General features: G+C 61.9%; 13 protein-coding genes and 1 pseudogene. 6 read left to right on the top strand and 8 right to left on the bottom strand.

Annotated elements, in window-relative coordinates:
- Positions 1 to 153: 153 nt before the first annotated feature.
- Complete coding sequence (locus ACERK3_19545; protein MFA9480467.1) at positions 154 to 780, bottom strand: superoxide dismutase; 627 nt, start codon at positions 778 to 780, stop codon at positions 154 to 156.
- Between the two features lie 308 nt (positions 781 to 1,088).
- On the opposite strand from ACERK3_19545, the gene ACERK3_19540 reads away from it, so the two are divergent.
- The 3 genes from ACERK3_19540 to ACERK3_19530 all read left to right on the top strand — a co-directional run bounded on the left by ACERK3_19540 (position 1,089) and on the right by ACERK3_19530 (position 5,415).
- Entirely contained in the window at positions 1,089 to 1,685 is a 597-nt protein-coding gene (locus tag ACERK3_19540; protein MFA9480466.1) for a YceI family protein, read from the top strand.
- Positions 1,682 to 2,536, top strand: coding sequence for a hypothetical protein (locus ACERK3_19535; GenBank protein MFA9480465.1), 855 nt, complete (start codon positions 1,682 to 1,684; stop codon positions 2,534 to 2,536). The genes ACERK3_19540 and ACERK3_19535 overlap by 4 nt, the downstream gene beginning before the upstream one ends.
- Positions 2,537 to 2,622: 86 nt before the next feature.
- Positions 2,623 to 5,415 (top strand): beta-galactosidase, encoded by a 2,793-nt coding sequence (locus ACERK3_19530; GenBank protein MFA9480464.1) that lies wholly within the window; start codon positions 2,623 to 2,625, stop codon positions 5,413 to 5,415.
- Between the two features lie 11 nt (positions 5,416 to 5,426).
- Here the strand turns inward: ACERK3_19530 and ACERK3_19525 are convergent, their stop codons facing one another.
- From ACERK3_19525 to ACERK3_19510, 4 genes are all read right to left on the bottom strand, one after another.
- Complete coding sequence (locus ACERK3_19525) at positions 5,427 to 6,893, bottom strand: efflux transporter outer membrane subunit (GenBank protein ID MFA9480463.1); 1,467 nt, start codon at positions 6,891 to 6,893, stop codon at positions 5,427 to 5,429.
- Positions 6,890 to 10,012 (bottom strand): efflux RND transporter permease subunit, encoded by a 3,123-nt coding sequence (locus ACERK3_19520; GenBank protein ID MFA9480462.1) that lies wholly within the window; start codon positions 10,010 to 10,012, stop codon positions 6,890 to 6,892. The genes ACERK3_19525 and ACERK3_19520 overlap by 4 nt, the downstream gene beginning before the upstream one ends.
- 68 nt (positions 10,013 to 10,080) lie before the next feature.
- A complete protein-coding gene (locus tag ACERK3_19515; GenBank protein MFA9480461.1) occupies positions 10,081 to 10,725 on the bottom strand; it encodes a flavodoxin family protein in 645 nt (214 codons plus the stop codon).
- A 65-nt stretch (positions 10,726 to 10,790) separates the two neighbouring features.
- Positions 10,791 to 11,960: an efflux RND transporter periplasmic adaptor subunit gene (locus ACERK3_19510; protein MFA9480460.1), complete on the bottom strand. Its 1,170-nt coding sequence runs from the start codon at positions 11,958 to 11,960 to the stop codon at positions 10,791 to 10,793.
- Positions 11,961 to 12,065: 105 nt separating this feature from the next.
- On the opposite strand from ACERK3_19510, the gene ACERK3_19505 reads away from it, so the two are divergent.
- Positions 12,066 to 13,079 carry an AraC family transcriptional regulator gene (locus ACERK3_19505; protein ID MFA9480459.1) on the top strand — a complete coding sequence of 338 codons (1,014 nt, stop codon included), beginning with the start codon at positions 12,066 to 12,068 and terminating at the stop codon, positions 13,077 to 13,079.
- Positions 13,080 to 13,135: 56 nt separating this feature from the next.
- On the opposite strand, the gene ACERK3_19500 is transcribed toward ACERK3_19505, so the two are convergent.
- Complete coding sequence (locus ACERK3_19500) at positions 13,136 to 13,840, bottom strand: hypothetical protein (protein MFA9480458.1); 705 nt, start codon at positions 13,838 to 13,840, stop codon at positions 13,136 to 13,138.
- A 29-nt stretch (positions 13,841 to 13,869) separates the two neighbouring features.
- Positions 13,870 to 15,444: a peptide chain release factor 3 gene (locus ACERK3_19495; protein ID MFA9480457.1), complete on the bottom strand. Its 1,575-nt coding sequence runs from the start codon at positions 15,442 to 15,444 to the stop codon at positions 13,870 to 13,872.
- 88 nt (positions 15,445 to 15,532) lie between these two features.
- On the opposite strand from ACERK3_19495, the gene ACERK3_19490 reads away from it, so the two are divergent.
- Positions 15,533 to 15,673, top strand: a complete 141-nt coding sequence (locus ACERK3_19490) for a hypothetical protein (GenBank protein ID MFA9480456.1) — start codon at positions 15,533 to 15,535, stop codon at positions 15,671 to 15,673.
- A 74-nt stretch (positions 15,674 to 15,747) separates the two neighbouring features.
- Here ACERK3_19490 and ACERK3_19485 read toward each other — a convergent pair.
- Positions 15,748 to 16,209 (bottom strand): annotated as a pseudogene (locus ACERK3_19485) (HAD family hydrolase).
- Between the two features lie 207 nt (positions 16,210 to 16,416).
- Here ACERK3_19485 and ACERK3_19480 point away from each other — a divergent pair.
- On the top strand, positions 16,417 to 16,638 hold a 222-nt coding region (locus ACERK3_19480; GenBank protein ID MFA9480455.1), incomplete at its 3' end, for a flagellar cap protein FliD N-terminal domain-containing protein.

Here is a 16,638-nt window from a genome sequence, read left to right as displayed (position 1 = left end):
CGCACGATTGCACAGCGAAGCCCACGGATTGAATCCGTGGGCTTCCAGCGCACCCGAGATTCACGTCCGAGCCGTTTGAGTTCGTAAAAACAACAGCCCGCGCATCGTGTGATGCGCGGGCTGTTTTATGGATCATCGATAGCGATCAGGCGGTCACTTTGCGTTGGCGAGATTCTTCTCGACCTGCGACCAGTTGACCACGTCCCAGAAGGCCTTGAGGTAATCGGGTCGGCGGTTCTGGTAGTTGAGGTAGTAGGCATGTTCCCAGACGTCGACGCCGAGGATGGGCGTGCCGGGGCATTCGGCGATGCCTTCCATCAATGGGTTGTCCTGGTTGGGAGTGGAGCAGACGCAGAGCTTGCCGTCGCTCTTGACGCAGACCCAGGCCCAGCCGGAGCCGAAGCGCTTGGCACCGGCGGTTTCGAAGTCCTGCTTGAGCTTGTCCATACCGCCGAGATCACTGTCGATCTTCTTCGCCAGTTCACCCGACGGCGAGCCGCCCTTGCCGGGGGTGGTGAGCAGAGGCCAGAAGAAGCTGTGGTTGAAATGGCCGCCGCCGTTGTTCCGCACCGGGCCTTGCTTGTCAGCGGGCAGGTTTTTGATGTTCTTGCAGATCTCTTCGATGCTCTTGCTTTCCCACTCCGTGCCCTTGACGGCGTTGTTCAGCTCGTCGACATATTTCTGGTGATGCTTGCCGTGATGGATTTCCATCGTCTTGGCATCAATCACCGGCTCGAGCGCATTGTGGGCATAAGGAAGGTCGGGTAACGAAAAAGCCATAACAGTCTCCTTGCTGGCTTGGGTGGGGAACGTCCAGTGCAACACGTCGCATGACGGGCTGCTGACGGTAGAAGGGAGAGTCGTCGGCAAGTTGCCATCGAGTCGTCCCCTCAGCCGACGTTGAAAGCAGTGTAGAGGTGGCGGTGCGGAGGGTCAAGAATTCGACAACGATCAAACCATTACAGGCAACGGGGCGTACCCTATCATCACGCAGGGAATAAATGGGCACGCTGAGTTGTAAGTCAAACATGGTAATGGCGGACGCGCGTTCGCATGATTCGATGGTTCTAGATTGAGGGAACATTCTGATGACAGACACACGATGGAATCGTAGGAGTGGTTGGGTGCTGGCGGTCGCGCTGGTTGGTATGGCAACGCTCGCGTGGACCGACGACGCTGCTGCCGAGACCGAGACTTACGAAGTCGACCCGGTACATACAAGCATCTACTTTCATGTCATGCACCTTGACGTCGCACCGGTGTACGGCCGGTTCAACGAAGTCTCCGGCGAATACGAGTTGGGCGACGAGCCAACCTTCTCATTCACAGTGAATACCACGAGTATCGACACGAACAACGCGCAGCGCGATGAGCACCTGCGCTCCAGCGACTTTTTCAACGCGACCGAATTCCCCACCATCTCGTTCCAGAGCACGTCGGCCGAGCCGTTGGAAGATGAAGACGGCTACAAAGTGACCGGCGACATGACACTGCACGGCGAAACGCATGAGATCACCGTCGACCTGGTCAAGACCGGCGAAGGCGAAGGCATGCATGGCGAACACCGCACCGGCTTCCACACACAATTTACACTCAACCGCAGCGACTACGGCATGGACGAAATGCTCGACCTGGTGGGCGATGAAGTCACGATGCTGATCGCGATCGAAGGTATCCGCGAGTGATCGACCCGACCTGGCTCGGCCTGGGCATTGCGTTGCCATTGGCACTCGGTGCGGCCGGTGCGCTGCTGCCGACGCGATGCCTGGGCTGGGCACTGGCGGTGTTGTGCGCCATGGTGACGGGCTACCTTGCCCGGTCGGGGCTGCCGCGCATCCCGCCGAATCAGGCGCATCAGTGGTTGCTCGTTGTGGGTGTACCGACCGTTGTGGTGGCGGCGGTGGTGGTGAGTCGATTGCGATTGCAGCCAGCGATGGGGTGGGTGGTGCGCGGGGTGGTGGCGGTGGGGCTGCCGCCGCTGCTGTTGCAGGCGCATTTACGTTATCACTGGGACCGGCTTGAGGCGGTGACATGGCTCATCGGGCTCAGCGCTGCAGTGCTGCTTTGCTGGTGGGCGATGCACGGTGTGGCGAGGCGAGGCGGCGGGTTTGGGGGGCGGGCTCTCCCGATGGTGCTCGCAATCACGGCCGCGGGGACATCGGTTGCGACGTTGCTCTCGTATAACTTCACACAGGCACAGTGGACGATGACGCTCGCGGCGGTGCTGCTGGGCGGGGGGTTGGTGGTGCTGGCGTTTCGGTTCCGCCATGGGCTGACCGGGGCGGTGGATGTCGCGCTGCCGTTGGTGCTGGCGATGGTGATGATGGGGCGGTTTCACACCACGGCGATGACGAATGTGCAGGCGGGGCTGCTGGCCGGGGCACCGCTGGCGGCGGCGTGGGCGCACTGGCCGGGCGGCCGATGGTTGCTGGGGATGGCGGGCTGGCGGCTGGAACTGGTGCGTCTTGCGGCGGCGGTGGCGTTGGTGGCGGCGGCCATGGTGCTGGCGCTGGTTCAGTGGTTGGGGGCGCGTTGAGCAAGAAGTAACTGGCCGAGTGACGATTGCAAGCGACGGTCGCTGCGTCTATGGTTGTCGCAAGCGTGCCTCGCTGAGGGGAGTTTATGTCGACGATTACCTTCGACAGTCAAAGCCTGATCGTAGATGGCCGAAGAACCTGGCTGGTCAGTGGAGCGATCCACTATGCCCGCGTGCCGCGCGAACTGTGGCGGCCGCGCATTCGTGCCGCGAAGCAGGCCGGGCTCAACTGCATCGATACGTACGTATTCTGGAACCTGCACGAACCGCAGCCGGGCAAGTTTGATTTTTCGGGCGAGCGCGACCTTCGCCGATTCGTCGAGATTGTTCGCGACGAGGGGATGTACTGCACGCTTCGGCCGGGCCCGTTCATTGGTACGGGCTGGGACTTCGCCGGCCACCCGGCCTGGCTGACCACCCACGGCGACCTCACGCTTCGCGAAGCCAGCCCCCCCTATCTCGAAGCCTGTGCCCGCTACTTCGGCGCGGTCATGGCTCAAGTTCGCGATCTGCAATTGACCACACCGACGGAGGGCCTGCCCCCTGCCGTGCCCACCGGCAACGTGCCCGGCGACGCCGCGGGCGGCTACCTCGGCGGCGGCCGCGGGCCGGTGATCATGATGCAGGTTGAAAACGAATGGTTATGCCATAACAACGTGCAGGGCCAACGATACCTCGGCGAGTTGGTTCGCTATCTCCGCGAGAACGGCTGCATGGTGCCCATCTGCAACGCCAACAATCTCTGGCAGCGCATCGACGGCACGATCGACACCTGGCACGCCAGCGATAACCTCATGCCCGACCTGCGCCAGCTCGCCATCGTACAGCCTGACACGCCGCGCTTCGTCAGCGAGCTGCCCACCGGCCGACTCGACCACTGGGGCGAGCGTCGGCCGCGCGCAATCGACGCAGACCAACTGCTCGAACGCATCGCCCACGCACTCGCCAGCGGTGCGCAGTTCAACCTCATGCCATTCCACGGCGGGACCAACTTCGCCTTCAACGCCGGCCAGACCCTGCTCGGTCACGACCGCTACATCACCACCAGCCACGACGTCGACGCCCCATTGCTCGAAGCCGGCGGCCGCGGCGAAAAGTACGCCGCCGTCAAACGCATCGCCACCTTCGCCAGCCAGTTCCATCATGTCTTCGCCAACCTCACGCCAGGCTCGGCCCACGTCATGCCCAGCCCCGAAGCCGACCGCCACGCCCTCGCCGTCGCTCACCAGCGCGGCAGTCAGGGTGACGTCGTCTTCATCATGCGAGACGAAAAAGACAAACGCGACACCGTCGACCTCCTCCTGCACAACGGCCTGACCCTCACCGTCCCCTTAGGCGACGACCGCGCCGCCTGGCTGCTGTTGCAGACCAATCTCGGCGGCGTCGCGCAGCTCGAACACACCAACCTCCGACCATGGGCTTTCCTCGCGCGGCAGATGCTCGTGCTCTTCGGCCCCGCCGGCGCGGAAGGCACGGTCAACCTCAACGGCGTTGAACTGCAGATCACCGTGCCCGCCAACAAGCAGCCCGCCATTGAAAAGCTTGATGACCTGACCGTCGTCGTGCTCAACGATAAACAGATCGACGCGACCTACGCATGCGAAGCGGGCCTCGCGGTCGGTTGTGCCGGGCTTGATGATGATGGCGAGCCCATGTTCGCCAAGGGTTGGCAGACGATGACCTTCGTCTCGCTTGATGGCGAACTCACCACCCACCGCCCCACCACCCCAACACGCTCCGTCGCCCCCCGCCTCACCAGTTGGCAACACGCTTCGCAGCAGGCCATCGTCGACGGCTCGGACGACGCGTTTGAGAAAATCGACGGACCGGCCAGCCTCGAGCAACTCGGCCAAAACCAGGGCTACGGCTGGTACCGCATCGGCATCGGCGCCGCCAAATCCGCTTACGCCCTCGCCCCCGAAGCCGCCGACCGCCTGCATCTGTTCAGCCAGGGCAAGCGACTTGACATCCTCGGCCGCGGACCCGGCGCAACGTCCGGGCCGAGCAAGCTTCGGCTGGCCGGCGACGTCGTCGTCCTTGCTGACAACCTCGGCCGGGCGTGTGATGGCGCGCACCTCAACCCGCGGAAGGGGCTTTTCGGCCACATCCATCAAGTCAACGCCAGCCGACTGCCCAAACCCGACATCACCAACGAACGTCTACCCGACCCGTTCGAATTCGTCGGCTATCTCCCCGGCATGCGCGAAGGTGATCGACCAAGCGGCGATGTCATCCGATGGAAGTTCAAGCCCAAAGGCAAACGACCCTACATTCTCCACCTGAGCAACCTGCCCGGCATCGCTCTGCTGCTGCTCAATGACACGCCGATCGCCTTCCATCATCCCGAACAGTCGGCCGACGCGATGCAACTCGTGCTCCAGCCCGGCGAAGGCGCGATGACCGGCGGCGTCAACACGCTCACCCTGGCACTGTTCACACCACTAAATGCCAGCCACAAGCTCGACCAGATCGTGACGCTATACGAAGTCACCCAGACACTGACCAACCGCGGCCAGTGGGCCTTCCGTCCCTGGGGGCCGCCCGCCGAAGACGCGTTCGCAGATATGCCAAAAACATTGCCCGACCAGCCCGCCTGGTTCCGAGCCCGTTTCAATGCCAAGCGCACCGACGCGCCGTTGTGGTGCGAGCCGCGGGGCATGAGCAAGGGACAGATTTACCTCAACGGCCACAACGTCGGCCGATACTTCCTCACCACGCCCGAGGGCAAGCCCGTCCCGCCCCAACGCCACCACTATCTCCCCGAACCCTGGTTGCATACCGACAAACCCAACGAACTGATGTTGTTCGATGAGCACGGCAAAGCCCCATCACAAGTGCGCCTTGCCTACAACGCAATGGGCCCATATCACGTTTCATAATACGATCGCCTTTAATACACCATCGTCTCCGCTTCCCAGCCGCCGCCGAGCGCTTTGTACAGGCTCACCAGTTGCGTCACCACCGCGCGATCGCTTTGTACCAATGCGTCCTCCGATATCAACAGATCGCGCTGTGACTGAAGAACGCTGAGAAAGTCGGTAAGACCCTGTTGGTAAAGTTCGTCAGCAAGTTCGGCGGCGCGACGGTTATCATCAACCGCTGAGGCGAGTGCTACGCGGCGTGACTGCTCCTTTGTGAAGGCAACCAGAGCATCCTCCACTTCGCGCAAACTGGTGAGCACAACCTGTTCGTAGCGCAGCAGCGCCTGCTCCTCGCGAGCCGACTGCACGTCAATGTTGCTACGGATGCGGCCGAAGTCGAACACCGGCCAGCTCACGCTCGGACCAAACGACCAGAATCGACTGCCATAATCGCCAAGATCGCTGAACTGCGAGCTGGACAATCCCAGCGAGCCGGTCAGCGAAAAACGGGGGAACAACTCCGCCGTGGCGACACCCACCCGGGCAGTGATCGAGGCCAGTTCGCGCTCGGCTCGGCGAATGTCAGGCCGACGTCGCAACAACTCCGATGGCAAGCCGACGGGCACGTCATCCGGCGCGGCCAGCATCGGCCTGCTCATAGACAACGCCGCCACCAGCGTCGTCGGCGGCTCGGCAAGCAATACGCTCAACGCATGAATGGACTGCCTCGCCGCGCTTTCCAACGCCGGGATCTGCGACTCGGTCGTACGCACCTGTGCTCGGGCGCGCGTGACATCAAGGTCGCTGACCAACCCGGCGTCCAAACGCATGCGCGTAATCGCGAGCGTTTCGCGCTGGCCTTCCAGATTGGCTTGCGCAATTGCGATTCGTCGTTGATAGCTGCGCAACTCTGCGTAGTTCTGCGCCACCTCGGCCAGCAGTGTGACGAGCACGTCGCGCCGATCTTCAATGCTCGCGGCGATATCCGCAGCCGCCGCTTCGACATTGCGTCGCACACCCCCGAAAACGTCCACCTCCCAGATCGCATCGAAACCAGCCTGGTACAAGCTGGCCTCCGTGCCGGCGGTGGGGTCGTCATACGCATTGGCACTCGTTCGGCTGCGCGTGTATGCACCTCCGCCGAACACCGTCGGCAACAGGTCCGCCGAGGCGATGCCCCGCCGCGCTCGCGCCTCACGCACACGCACCTGTGCCACATGCAGGTCAAGGTTGGTGCGTACGGCTCGCTCGATCAGCGCACTGAGCGTTTCGTCTTCAAACGCCAACCACCACGTCGCCAACGACTTCGATTCACTCGTGGGTATCACCGCGTGATCGTCCACCACAGCCTCATCACTCAGCGAACCCCACGTCGCGGGCATGTCAATCGTCGGCGATTCATAATCAGGCCCGACCGTGCAGCCTCCGACCATGACCGTCGCCGTCACCGTAATCAGATGAGTCATCCAATTCGTCTGGAAGTTTTGCATATTCATGTCAAACCTGCTTCCATCGAGCCGGTCGCAAACGCCGGCGTTTCGACTTCACGACTCATTTCGTCAGCAATGGGCTGACGCTTTGCCGCAATCAACGAATAAAACACTGGAACAACAAACAACGTAAACATCGTGCCCACGAGCATCCCGGCCACCAGCACCGTGCCGATGCTGTTGCGCGCCCCTGCACCGGGCCCGCTGACAAACACCAGAGGCATGTGGCCGAATACCGTGGCTGCCGATGTCATTAGCACGGGCCGCAACCGCGTCTGTGCCGCTTCGCGCAGCGCCGATGCCTTCTCAAGGCCGCGCTCCTGCAACGTATTGGCGAACTCGACAATGAGGATGCCGTTTTTCGCAATCAACCCCACCAGTGTTACCAACCCGACCTGCGAGTAGATGTTCATCGTCGTCAGGTCGAGGAAGCTAAACATCAGCGCACCCGAGATCGCCAACGGCACGGAGCCCAGCAACACGATCAGCGGGTCGCGGAAGCTCTGGAACTGCGCTGCGAGGGTTAGATATATCAACACCAGCGCGAACGCGAGCGTGACGAGCAGGGCCGACCCTTCCAGGCGAATCTGCCGCGATTCACCGGCGTAGTCGAGCACGACGTTGTGCCCGGCCACTGCGATCGCGGCGTCTTCAAGCACGCGTAGCCCTTCTTCCTTGGTGACCCCCGGATTCACGCCGCCGAAGACGCGCACCGCGTTTCGCTGCTGAAAGCGATCAAGTGTGCGCGGAGCGGTGCCGGTCTCGATTCGCGTAAACGTCGAGACCGGGACGAGATCGCCGGCGGGCGTTTTGATCTTCAGGTCAAGCAGCGGGCCGACCGTCGCTCGGCCTTCCTCGCCAATCTGCGGGATGACTTTGTAGCTGCGATCAAAATAGTTGAAGCGGTTGACATACCCGCCGCCGAGCAGCGTACCAAGTTCCTGCCCCACGCCCGCGAGATCGAGACCGAGGTCTGCCACCTGCTCGCGATCGATCACCACGTGCGCCTCCGGCAGGTCGATCTTCAGATCCGTATCAACATAGAGAAACTTCCCGCTCTGCCAGCCAGCGTCGACGATGGCCGCAACCGTTTCGAGCATTTCTTCAGGCGTCGCATCGCTTTGCAATACCAGCTCAACGTCATACTGCCCCGGCGTAGGCAGCGGCGGATCGAGCCGAGGGAACACGCGCAAACCCGGTATCTGTGACACGGCCCCGAACAACTCACCATAGATCTGCTCGGTGGAGCGATCGCGCTCGCGCCAGTCCTTCGCGACAAATCCGCCGAAGCCGCCCCAATGCATCGTCAACGACCACATAAACTTCGCTTCAGGAAACGCGTTCACCACGTCGATCACGTGAGCCGACTCGCGATTGACCGCCGCGAGCGACGAGTCAGGCGCAGCTTCGAGGAACAGGCTGATGTGGCTTTGATCTTCAATCGGCGCCAGCTCCTGGCGGGAGAACATATACATCGGCCAGGCTGCCGCCATGATCAGCAGCGACGTCAACACGATCGCACCGCGCATCTGCATCGCTCCGTCAAGCAGTCGGCCGTACACGCTGCGAACGCGGTCAAAACCGCGATTAACCCACACGGTTAACCAGCCCTGCTTGCCCTGCGGGTGAACAAAGCGCGAACTGAGATAAGGCGAAAGCGTGATCGCCACTACGCCCGAGGTCACCACCGCCGCCGCGAGCGTGATGGCAAACTCGAGGAACAGCGAACCAGTCAAGCCACCTTGAAAGCCAATGGGGATATAGACCACGGCGAGCGTGATCGTCATCGCGATGATCGGCCGAACCAACTCACGCGACCCTTGCAGCGCCGCTTCAACGCGCGACTTGCCCAGTCGAACGTGTCGCTCGATATTCTCAACCACCACAATCGCGTCATCGACCACCAGACCCACCGCGAGCACGATGGCAAGCATCGACAACAGGTTCAGACTGAACCCGAAGGCGTACATGGCAATCCCCGCTCCGATCAGCGAGACCGGCATGGCGATCAACGGCACGAGGGCCGTGCGAATCGAGCCAAGGAACAGGAATACGACCAACCCGACGATGAGAATCGTCTCCGCCAGCGTGATGGTGATCTCCCGCAGCGCGTCTTCCATGAAGGTGGTCGCGTCGTAAGCGAGCGCCATCTCGATATCGCCTGGCAAGGTCGGTTCGAGGCGATCCATCTCCGCGCGTAACGCTCTCGCCACATCGATTTCGTTCGAGCCGGGCAGCGGCCAGACGCCAAGGTAGACCGCTTCGTCATGGTTGAACTTGGCCACCATGTCCGGCTCTTCCGCACCGAGTTCAACGCGGGCCACGTCGCTTAAGCGCACCATCGCCCCGCCGCGGTCGACGACGATCAGGTCTTCAAACTCTTCCACCGTCCGCAAGTCGGTGTTGGCCAGCAGGTTCACCTGTACCATGTCGCTTTTGGTCTGCCCCACGGCCGCGAGGTAATTGTTACGACGCAACGCCGCGTGCACATCGCCCGGCGAAAGGTTGTGCTCGGCGAGCAGATCCGGATCGATCCAAACTCGCATCGCAATTGGCTGGCCGCCTTCCACCGTCACCCGCTGCACGCCCGGCAGCGTGCCGAGTTGTGGCTGCAGCGTGCGCGACAACCAGTCAGTCACTCCCGAAACACTGCGCTCGCTCGACGTAAAGCTGATGTAGAACGACGCGTAAGGCCGATCCGCCCGCTGCACCTCGAGCGTCGGCGGTTCTGCTTCGGCAGGCAACTCCGAGCGAACCTGCTGCAGCCGTGCGGTCACCTCCGCCAGCGCTGCCGTGCTGTCATGGTTGAGGTCCAGCCGAACCGTGACCGTGCTCACACCCGCGCGGCTGGTCGACTCGATGTAGTCCACGCCGCTGATCGCCGACACGGCCCGCTCGATCGGCGTCGTCAAAAAGCCGCGCACCGTCTCGGCGCTCGCGCCAGTGTAGATCGTCGTGATCACCACAGACGAACTTTCAAGCTGCGGATACTGTTGCACCGGCAACGTCGAAAGCGACCGCCAACCCATGAGCACGATGGCGATGCTCACCACCACCGCGAGCACGGGGTGGCGAATGAAAATGTCCGTGATTGACCGGGCAGCCGTTAGTCCTGGCGCACTCATTAGTATTCCGTTCCTTCCTGTCCTATTTCATGGAACACGGTCAGTGGCGTTCACACGCCCCCCGCAAATCAACCGCACCAGACGCCCGTTGAACGAGGTGTGTCCGCGCGGTAGTCGGCGTAATGACGCGTGAACATCTCACGCCCGAGCCGCTCAGCGCCCCGCATCGGATCGCGCGGGTCATGGGCAACTTCGCCGCGACGATTGCCAATCCCCCCAACCGTCCCGACAAACTCGGAGTGCGTGTATCGCGAAAATTCCTGGATCTGGTGAATGATGCCCAGAGCAGCACCGGGGTATGTCTCTTCGGACGCCAGCACGAGTCCGATGCGTTTTCGACACATAGCTTCAAGGACTTCCTCGGACTGCGGATACGACCCTGCGTAGTAGCAGAAGGTGCGGTCGAAAAACGTCTTGGTCTGTCCTGACATGCCATACCAGTAAATCGGCGTGCAGAAGACGACGCCATCCGCAGGCAAAAAGTCTTCAAGAAACAGTGTGCGAAACCGATCGCTGATCGCGCATTCGCCGTCGGATCGACGACACGTTCGGCAGTCCCGTAGAAAGTCGGTGATGTAATCATCCGCAAAGCGGAGCGTCGCCTGCGTGCCAGACGCTGCCGCGCCACGTTGCACGCCCTCAGCCAGCATGGCCGTATTTCCATCGCGACGTGGGCTTCCGACAAGGACGAGTAGTTTTCTGGCTTCAGACATGTGTGCTCCTGTTAGATCGAAAGACAAAGCGACTGAGACAATACGCCTTGTACCTGCGTATCGTGTCAACGGGCGAGGTTGGCCAGCGGTTCCTGGTCGTCGGCGATGTCCACACGCACGCCGTCGTATAGTTTGAACGACCCGGACGCCGCCACGCGTTCGCCGGCCGCGAGCCCGGCGCTGACCACGACGGCATCGCCGACCATCGCACCGGCCTGCACCATTCGCCGCTCGGCGCGCATTTCGGCCACGTCGCCGACATCGGGCACGACGTACACGTGATCCCCCTCCGGGCCACGTCTCAGCGCGCTGATCGGCACGTTGACACCCTGCCGCGCGACGCCCGCTGGTACATGCACACGCACCGACGCTCCCGGCCGGATCGCCTTGCCCGTCGCGTCGATGCGTGCTCGCACCATTGCGTTGCGTGTCGCCGGATCAACCCTGGCATCGATAGCGATGACGGTCGCGTCGATGGCCTCGCCGCCGCCGATGTCGACCGGGATACGATCGCCCTCGCTTAACTTGGCCGCGACGCGCTGCGCCACGGAAAAGTCGATATGCAGCGCCTCGTCAACGCCCTGCAACGTCGTCAGCCGACTGCCCGCCTCGAGGTACTGGCCCGGATGCAGATCGACCATGCCCACGCGTGCGCGGAACGGCGCGCGAATGGTCTTCCGGTTAATAATCGCTTCGAGGCGAGCAACCTCGGCCAGCGCAACGTCGCGCTCTGCTCGCGCCCGGTCGAGTTCCGTTTCGGACACGGCCTGGCTTTTCAGCGCCCGCTGGACGCGATCGAGTTGGGTCTGCGCCAGATTGGCCTGAGCCTGCCTGGCGCGCAATTCCGCCTGTTCGACCGACACGTCCATCGCCACCAGCAGCGTGCCCGCGTCGACCACCTGGCCCGGCGTCAGGCCGACGCGAGCCACCGTGCCGGGCACTTCGTTGCGGAGAGTGATCGAACGCAGCGCCCGCACCGTGCCGATCGACGTGGTCATCGGGTGATGCACATACTCCGTCGCGACCGCAACGCTGATCAGTTCCACTGGCTCGGGCTGATCGATCGAGGCGGCGGCGGCCTGAAGCGAGGCATACTTCCACGCGGCCAGCGAGCCGGCGGTCGCCGCGAAAACCACCAGCAGCACTCCCGACCCGATGAGGCCGCGGCTGGCGTGAACAGCATGTCCGACCCGACGTCGGACGGCCGACGATTCCGATGATTGCGTAAGATTCATGTTGGTCTCTCCTGACTGTTGATCTACAATACACCCAACGCAGAAGATTAATAGACGGTGATCGTCCATATTTTGCGTCCATTCGTCTTTCGTGAGAGGTTTTTTATGGATGTGTTGACCGACGTGATGCAGACTGTTCGCGTGCGCAGCCACTGCTACGGCCGCGCGGAATTCACTGCGCCATGGGGAATTACCGTCCCCGAAGCGTGGAGCCACGCCGCGTTCTACGTCATCTCACGCGGCAGTTGCTGGCTTGAAATGGACGGCTTGGCCGAACCGGTTCCCATGGCTGGCGGTGACTTCATTTGCCTGCCGCATGGCAAGTTGCACAGCTTTCGCGATGCAATGGGCAGTGTGCTTACGCCACTCGATGAAATCGGCCGAACACAGTGTGACAAGACCAAAATGCTCAACATCGGCGGCGGTGGTGCGTCCACCTCGATGATCTGGGGTTGCTTTGAGTTTGAGGACGGCGGCCGAAACCCGCTGCTGGATAGCCTCCCGCCGATCATTCATCTGCAATCCAACGAAGGTGGCGCGGAAGTGCGTTGGCTTCAGTCCACACTGCAGTTCATTGCGTCGGAAAGCGCGTCGAATCTGCCGGGATCGGAGACCGTGGTGAATCGGTTGACCGACATTCTCTTCGTGCACGCGGTGCGGGCCTACATCACGGGCTGCACCTCGCACGGCTGCCGGGCGTCGGGCTGGCTGCGGGCGCTGACAGATCCGAAGGTCGGCGAAGCGCTTCGACTGATCCACGAGTCACCGGAAAAAAACTGGAGCGTCGCCATGCTCGCCGAGTCGGTTGCCATGTCGCGCTCCGCCTTCGCTGCGCAGTTCAGCGAGCTCGTCGGCGAGCCGCCGTTACGCTACGTCACGGCGTGGCGCATGAAAAAAGCGTCCCACCTCCTGCTTCAGGGTGAGACAATCAGCCTCGTCGCCCAAGCGGTCGGCTACGACACGGACGCCGCCTTCGGCAAAGCGTTCCGTCGATACATGGGCACTACGCCTGGTTCGTTCCGCAAGCATCGACGAACACCCTTGGCCGAGTGCAATAACGCACTCGACGCGCCGCCGGATAGCGTGTTTTCCGAAGCGCCGGCCGAACTGCGCACCTGATCGCCTCTTGATAAACAATGTGCAGCAATGAAATGATGCGAGGCAATGTCCCCGTGTCATTGGCTGTCGCGGCAACCGTTTACCGCGTGTGCGACCGATGCCGATTCAAGCATTCGGGCTCGCACGAACAACAAAGCGGCGATAAACAACAGCACAGGCAAAAGCATTTCCAGTCCCTCTTCCCATGCGTGCATGATCTGAGCCAGCAACGTCGGCAGCGCAACGCCGGTGGCATCTTCAATGATCGCAGGCGACCGATCGAGCACCTTGGCGGTGACGCCCACGACCAGAACGAGCAGCAGGTGTTGCACCCAGGCCGCCTGGCCAGTGGGATTCTCACGAAGATGACGAAAAAGCGTAAGGCCTACGATCACGATACAAGCCACGCCAACCGCGATCGCCACGGCGAACAGCAGCCGTTGGGCAAAGGGATAGCTCGGATCGAGGTAATAGCCGATCTTCATCACGCTGTAACCCGTGAATCGATCATGCCAACTGGCTTCACGGGCCGCAGCGAACAGACAGACCACCGCCGCGGCGGTCACCCGCCAGTTGGTCGGCCGAAAAATGATGAACAAGCTCGCCGCCAGTCCCAGCCAGAGTACCGCGCTGGCGACTTCCAACAGCCCCGCCTCTTCTGCATAAAGAAGTCGGCGTGATCGTTCGCTCCAGGCAAACCACGGCAACAGCGACAACAAAATGGTCGCGATGCCGAGGGCAAATAGCGTAATACGCGTTGACTTTGTCAGAGTGTATGGCATTGCGGTTGCTCGCGTGGCATTGCATGGGTTTATGAAAGCGTCACATCAGCATTACGTTCATTAAAGTAGCGCACTTGCCAGTCGTCGGCGAACAGCAGGGCCGGCTCGCCGCGGGTGTCGACCGCGTGCTCCACGCCGCCGGGCAGGTACAGCTTCGCCAGCGATTCGGCGTCCATCGACTGGGCAAACCATCGCACCATCGACCACGGCGCACTCTCCAAACGTGCCTCGGCCCCGTACTCGCTTTCAAGCCGATACTTCACGATCTCAAACTGCAATGGCCCCACCGCTGCCAGCAGCGCCACCTTCTGTCGACGTTGCGGCAGCTCGAAGCATTGCACCACACCTTCCTGAAGCAACTGCTGAACGCCCTGGTCAAATCGCTTGTACTGGGACGGGTTCGGGTTGTGCAGATAGGCAAAGCACTCGGGCGGGAAGCGGGGGATCTCGTGGTAGACGATGGCCGGGTCTTCCGTGAGGGTCGCGCCGATCCCGAAGTCTCGGCCGCCGACGACGCCGACGACATCACCGGGGAACGCTTCTTCAATGGTTTCTCGCTCACGGCCGAACAACGCCTGTGCATTGGAAAGACGCGCCCGTCGGCCGGTCTGCGCATGCGTGACAGTCATCTCACGCGTGAACTTGCCCGAAACAACCCGCACGAAGGCAATACGATCCCGATGCCTCGGGTCCATATTTGCTTGAATCTTGAAGATGAAGCCGGAAAAGGTCGGGTGCGTCGGTTCGATCGGGCCGCACTCGGCCATGCGACGCCCCGGAGCGGGCGCGTATTCGAGGAAACTGTCCAGCAGCAGTTGTACGCCAAAGTTATTCATGGCGCTGCCGAAAAAGACCGGCGTCAGCTTGCCGTCGCGCACTGCCTCAACATCAAAGGCCGCGCCTGCTTCATCAAGCATGGCGAGCTCTTCGCGTACCTGCTCCCGAACGTCACCTTCCAGGCGATCACGGATCAGCGGGTGATCGATATCGCCGACCTCTTCGGGCGCGCGGTAGCTGCCGTGTTGCGTGCGTTCGAACAGGTGCGCTTCGCTTGCCTGGCGATCATAGATGCCTTTGAAGTCGGGCCCTGTACCCAGCGGCCAGTTCATCGCATAAGCATGAATACCGAGCACGCTTTCCAGTTCGTCCATCAACTCCAACGGGTCGCGCGTCGGGCGGTCAAGCTTGTTCATGAACGTGAAGATCGGCACGCCGCGCTGCCGGCAGACTTCAAAAAGCTTGCGTGTCTCGGCTTCGATGCCCTTGCCCGCGTCGATGACCATGACCGCCGCGTCCACCGCCGTGAGCACGCGATACGTGTCTTCGGAAAAGTCTTTATGTCCGGGCGTGTCCAGCAGGTTGATGCGATGGCCCGCATAGTCGAACTGGAGCACGGTCGAGCTGACCGAGATGCCACGCTTGCGTTCGAGTTCCATCCAGTCGCTGGTGGTGGCCCGCTGGTTCTTGCGCGACGTGACCGAGCCGGCCAGTTGCACCGCGCCGCCATAGAGCAGCAGCTTTTCGGTCAGGGTCGTCTTGCCGGCGTCCGGGTGCGAGATGATCGCAAACGTTCGCCGACGGTTGATTTCGTCGATGATCTTCATCTGGAATTTTTCGGAACGAGGATAACAGTCGCGGAACGGTCGTCGCGATCCCGGTCAACTATGCGAGAGGGATCGCGTACGTGAATGAATGAGGCACACTCAAACGGAGCCGAGGGAGAAGCGTCGGCGCTTCGGGCCGAGCGTCAATTATGGCGGCGTGCTGCCGACGGGCTGGAGCATTGGCCGGGCATCGCTGGGTGTGATCGTGGGTTCTGGCATGGCGATATGATAATAGACTGTCAAAGCGCACGCGTCACATCCAGGCCGCCGCCGGCCGCTGGAGTCGTCCCGGGGGAGTACGTGTCAGACGCCCCCTTCAATACTCATTTGATCGATGGCTGCTGGCAATTGTGATGGATGATGGATAATCGCGTCTGCTCCGTGCTCGCGGAGCTCGGCCTCGTCCCGAAACCCCCATGTGACGCCGACCGTGTACATGCCCGCTGACTTGCCCGCCAGCATGTCCACCCGCGTGTCGCCGACGTAAACCCACCGCTCGGGGACGATGCCCAACTCGTCCGCTACCGCCAGCGCCGCCCCCGCATCGGGCTTCAACGGTACGCCCGGCTTCGCGCCCGCCACCGCCTCCCAAGGCCATCGGCTGAACAGCGTCGCAACCACTTCCTGCGTCGCCGGGTTCGGCTTGTTGCTGAGCACCGCCAGTTTCACATCACGCTCAACCAGGCTGTCAAGCAACTCCGGGATGCCCGCGTAAGGGCCAGTCGTGTCGTACTTGTGCTCGGCGTAATAAGCTAGAAAGGCCGCCGCCGCTTCCTCCCACTGCGCTTCGTGGTCTGGCCCTCACCCCACATCTGCCGAGAGCATCCGCAGTCGCCACGGAAGCTATCCAAAATTCTGCCGATTTGCTTCATTTTTCTCGCGCGGGCTGGCCGATAACGGTCACAGAGCCCCTGATTCCACGCGCCTATAACGCGCTCACACGACACGGAGCCTCGCCAGGGATTGTAGTTCATGAGTGGTATTTCGCTCGGCACCGGACTGATGTCAGGCCTGCCCACTGGCGACATCATCGACCAGCTCATGGCGGTTGAGAGTCAGCCGCTGATGCGATTGCAGCAGCAAAACGAAGAGCTTGACGCCCAGCAGGACGCCCTTCGCGAGGTCAATGCCAAGCTGCTGGCGGTCAAGCTCAGTGCCAACGGCTTTACCACCAATCGCAACTTCCGCAGCTTT

The sequence above is a fragment of the Phycisphaerales bacterium AB-hyl4 genome (genome assembly GCA_041821185.1).
Lineage (GTDB): Bacteria > Planctomycetota > Phycisphaerae > Phycisphaerales > Phycisphaeraceae > Natronomicrosphaera > Natronomicrosphaera hydrolytica.
Note: the sequence above shows the minus strand (reverse complement) of the source record. Positions and strands in the feature narration are given on the sequence as shown.

Excerpts from the sequence above, each read along its gene's own strand:
- ACERK3_19500 (MFA9480458.1), bottom strand. The coding sequence starts at position 13,840 with ATGCCATACACTCTGACAAAGTCAACGCGTATTACGCTATTTGCCCTC.
- ACERK3_19545 (MFA9480467.1), bottom strand. The coding sequence starts at position 780 with ATGGCTTTTTCGTTACCCGACCTTCCTTATGCCCACAATGCGCTCGAG.
- ACERK3_19540 (MFA9480466.1), top strand. The coding sequence starts at position 1,089 with ATGACAGACACACGATGGAATCGTAGGAGTGGTTGGGTGCTGGCGGTC.
- ACERK3_19525 (MFA9480463.1), bottom strand. The coding sequence starts at position 6,893 with ATGAATATGCAAAACTTCCAGACGAATTGGATGACTCATCTGATTACG.
- ACERK3_19495 (MFA9480457.1), bottom strand. The coding sequence starts at position 15,444 with ATGAAGATCATCGACGAAATCAACCGTCGGCGAACGTTTGCGATCATC.
- ACERK3_19490 (MFA9480456.1), top strand. The coding sequence starts at position 15,533 with ATGAGGCACACTCAAACGGAGCCGAGGGAGAAGCGTCGGCGCTTCGGG.
- ACERK3_19515 (MFA9480461.1), bottom strand. The coding sequence starts at position 10,725 with ATGTCTGAAGCCAGAAAACTACTCGTCCTTGTCGGAAGCCCACGTCGC.
- ACERK3_19505 (MFA9480459.1), top strand. The coding sequence starts at position 12,066 with ATGGATGTGTTGACCGACGTGATGCAGACTGTTCGCGTGCGCAGCCAC.
- ACERK3_19510 (MFA9480460.1), bottom strand. The coding sequence starts at position 11,960 with ATGAATCTTACGCAATCATCGGAATCGTCGGCCGTCCGACGTCGGGTC.
- ACERK3_19520 (MFA9480462.1), bottom strand. The coding sequence starts at position 10,012 with ATGAGTGCGCCAGGACTAACGGCTGCCCGGTCAATCACGGACATTTTC.
- ACERK3_19530 (MFA9480464.1), top strand. The coding sequence starts at position 2,623 with ATGTCGACGATTACCTTCGACAGTCAAAGCCTGATCGTAGATGGCCGA.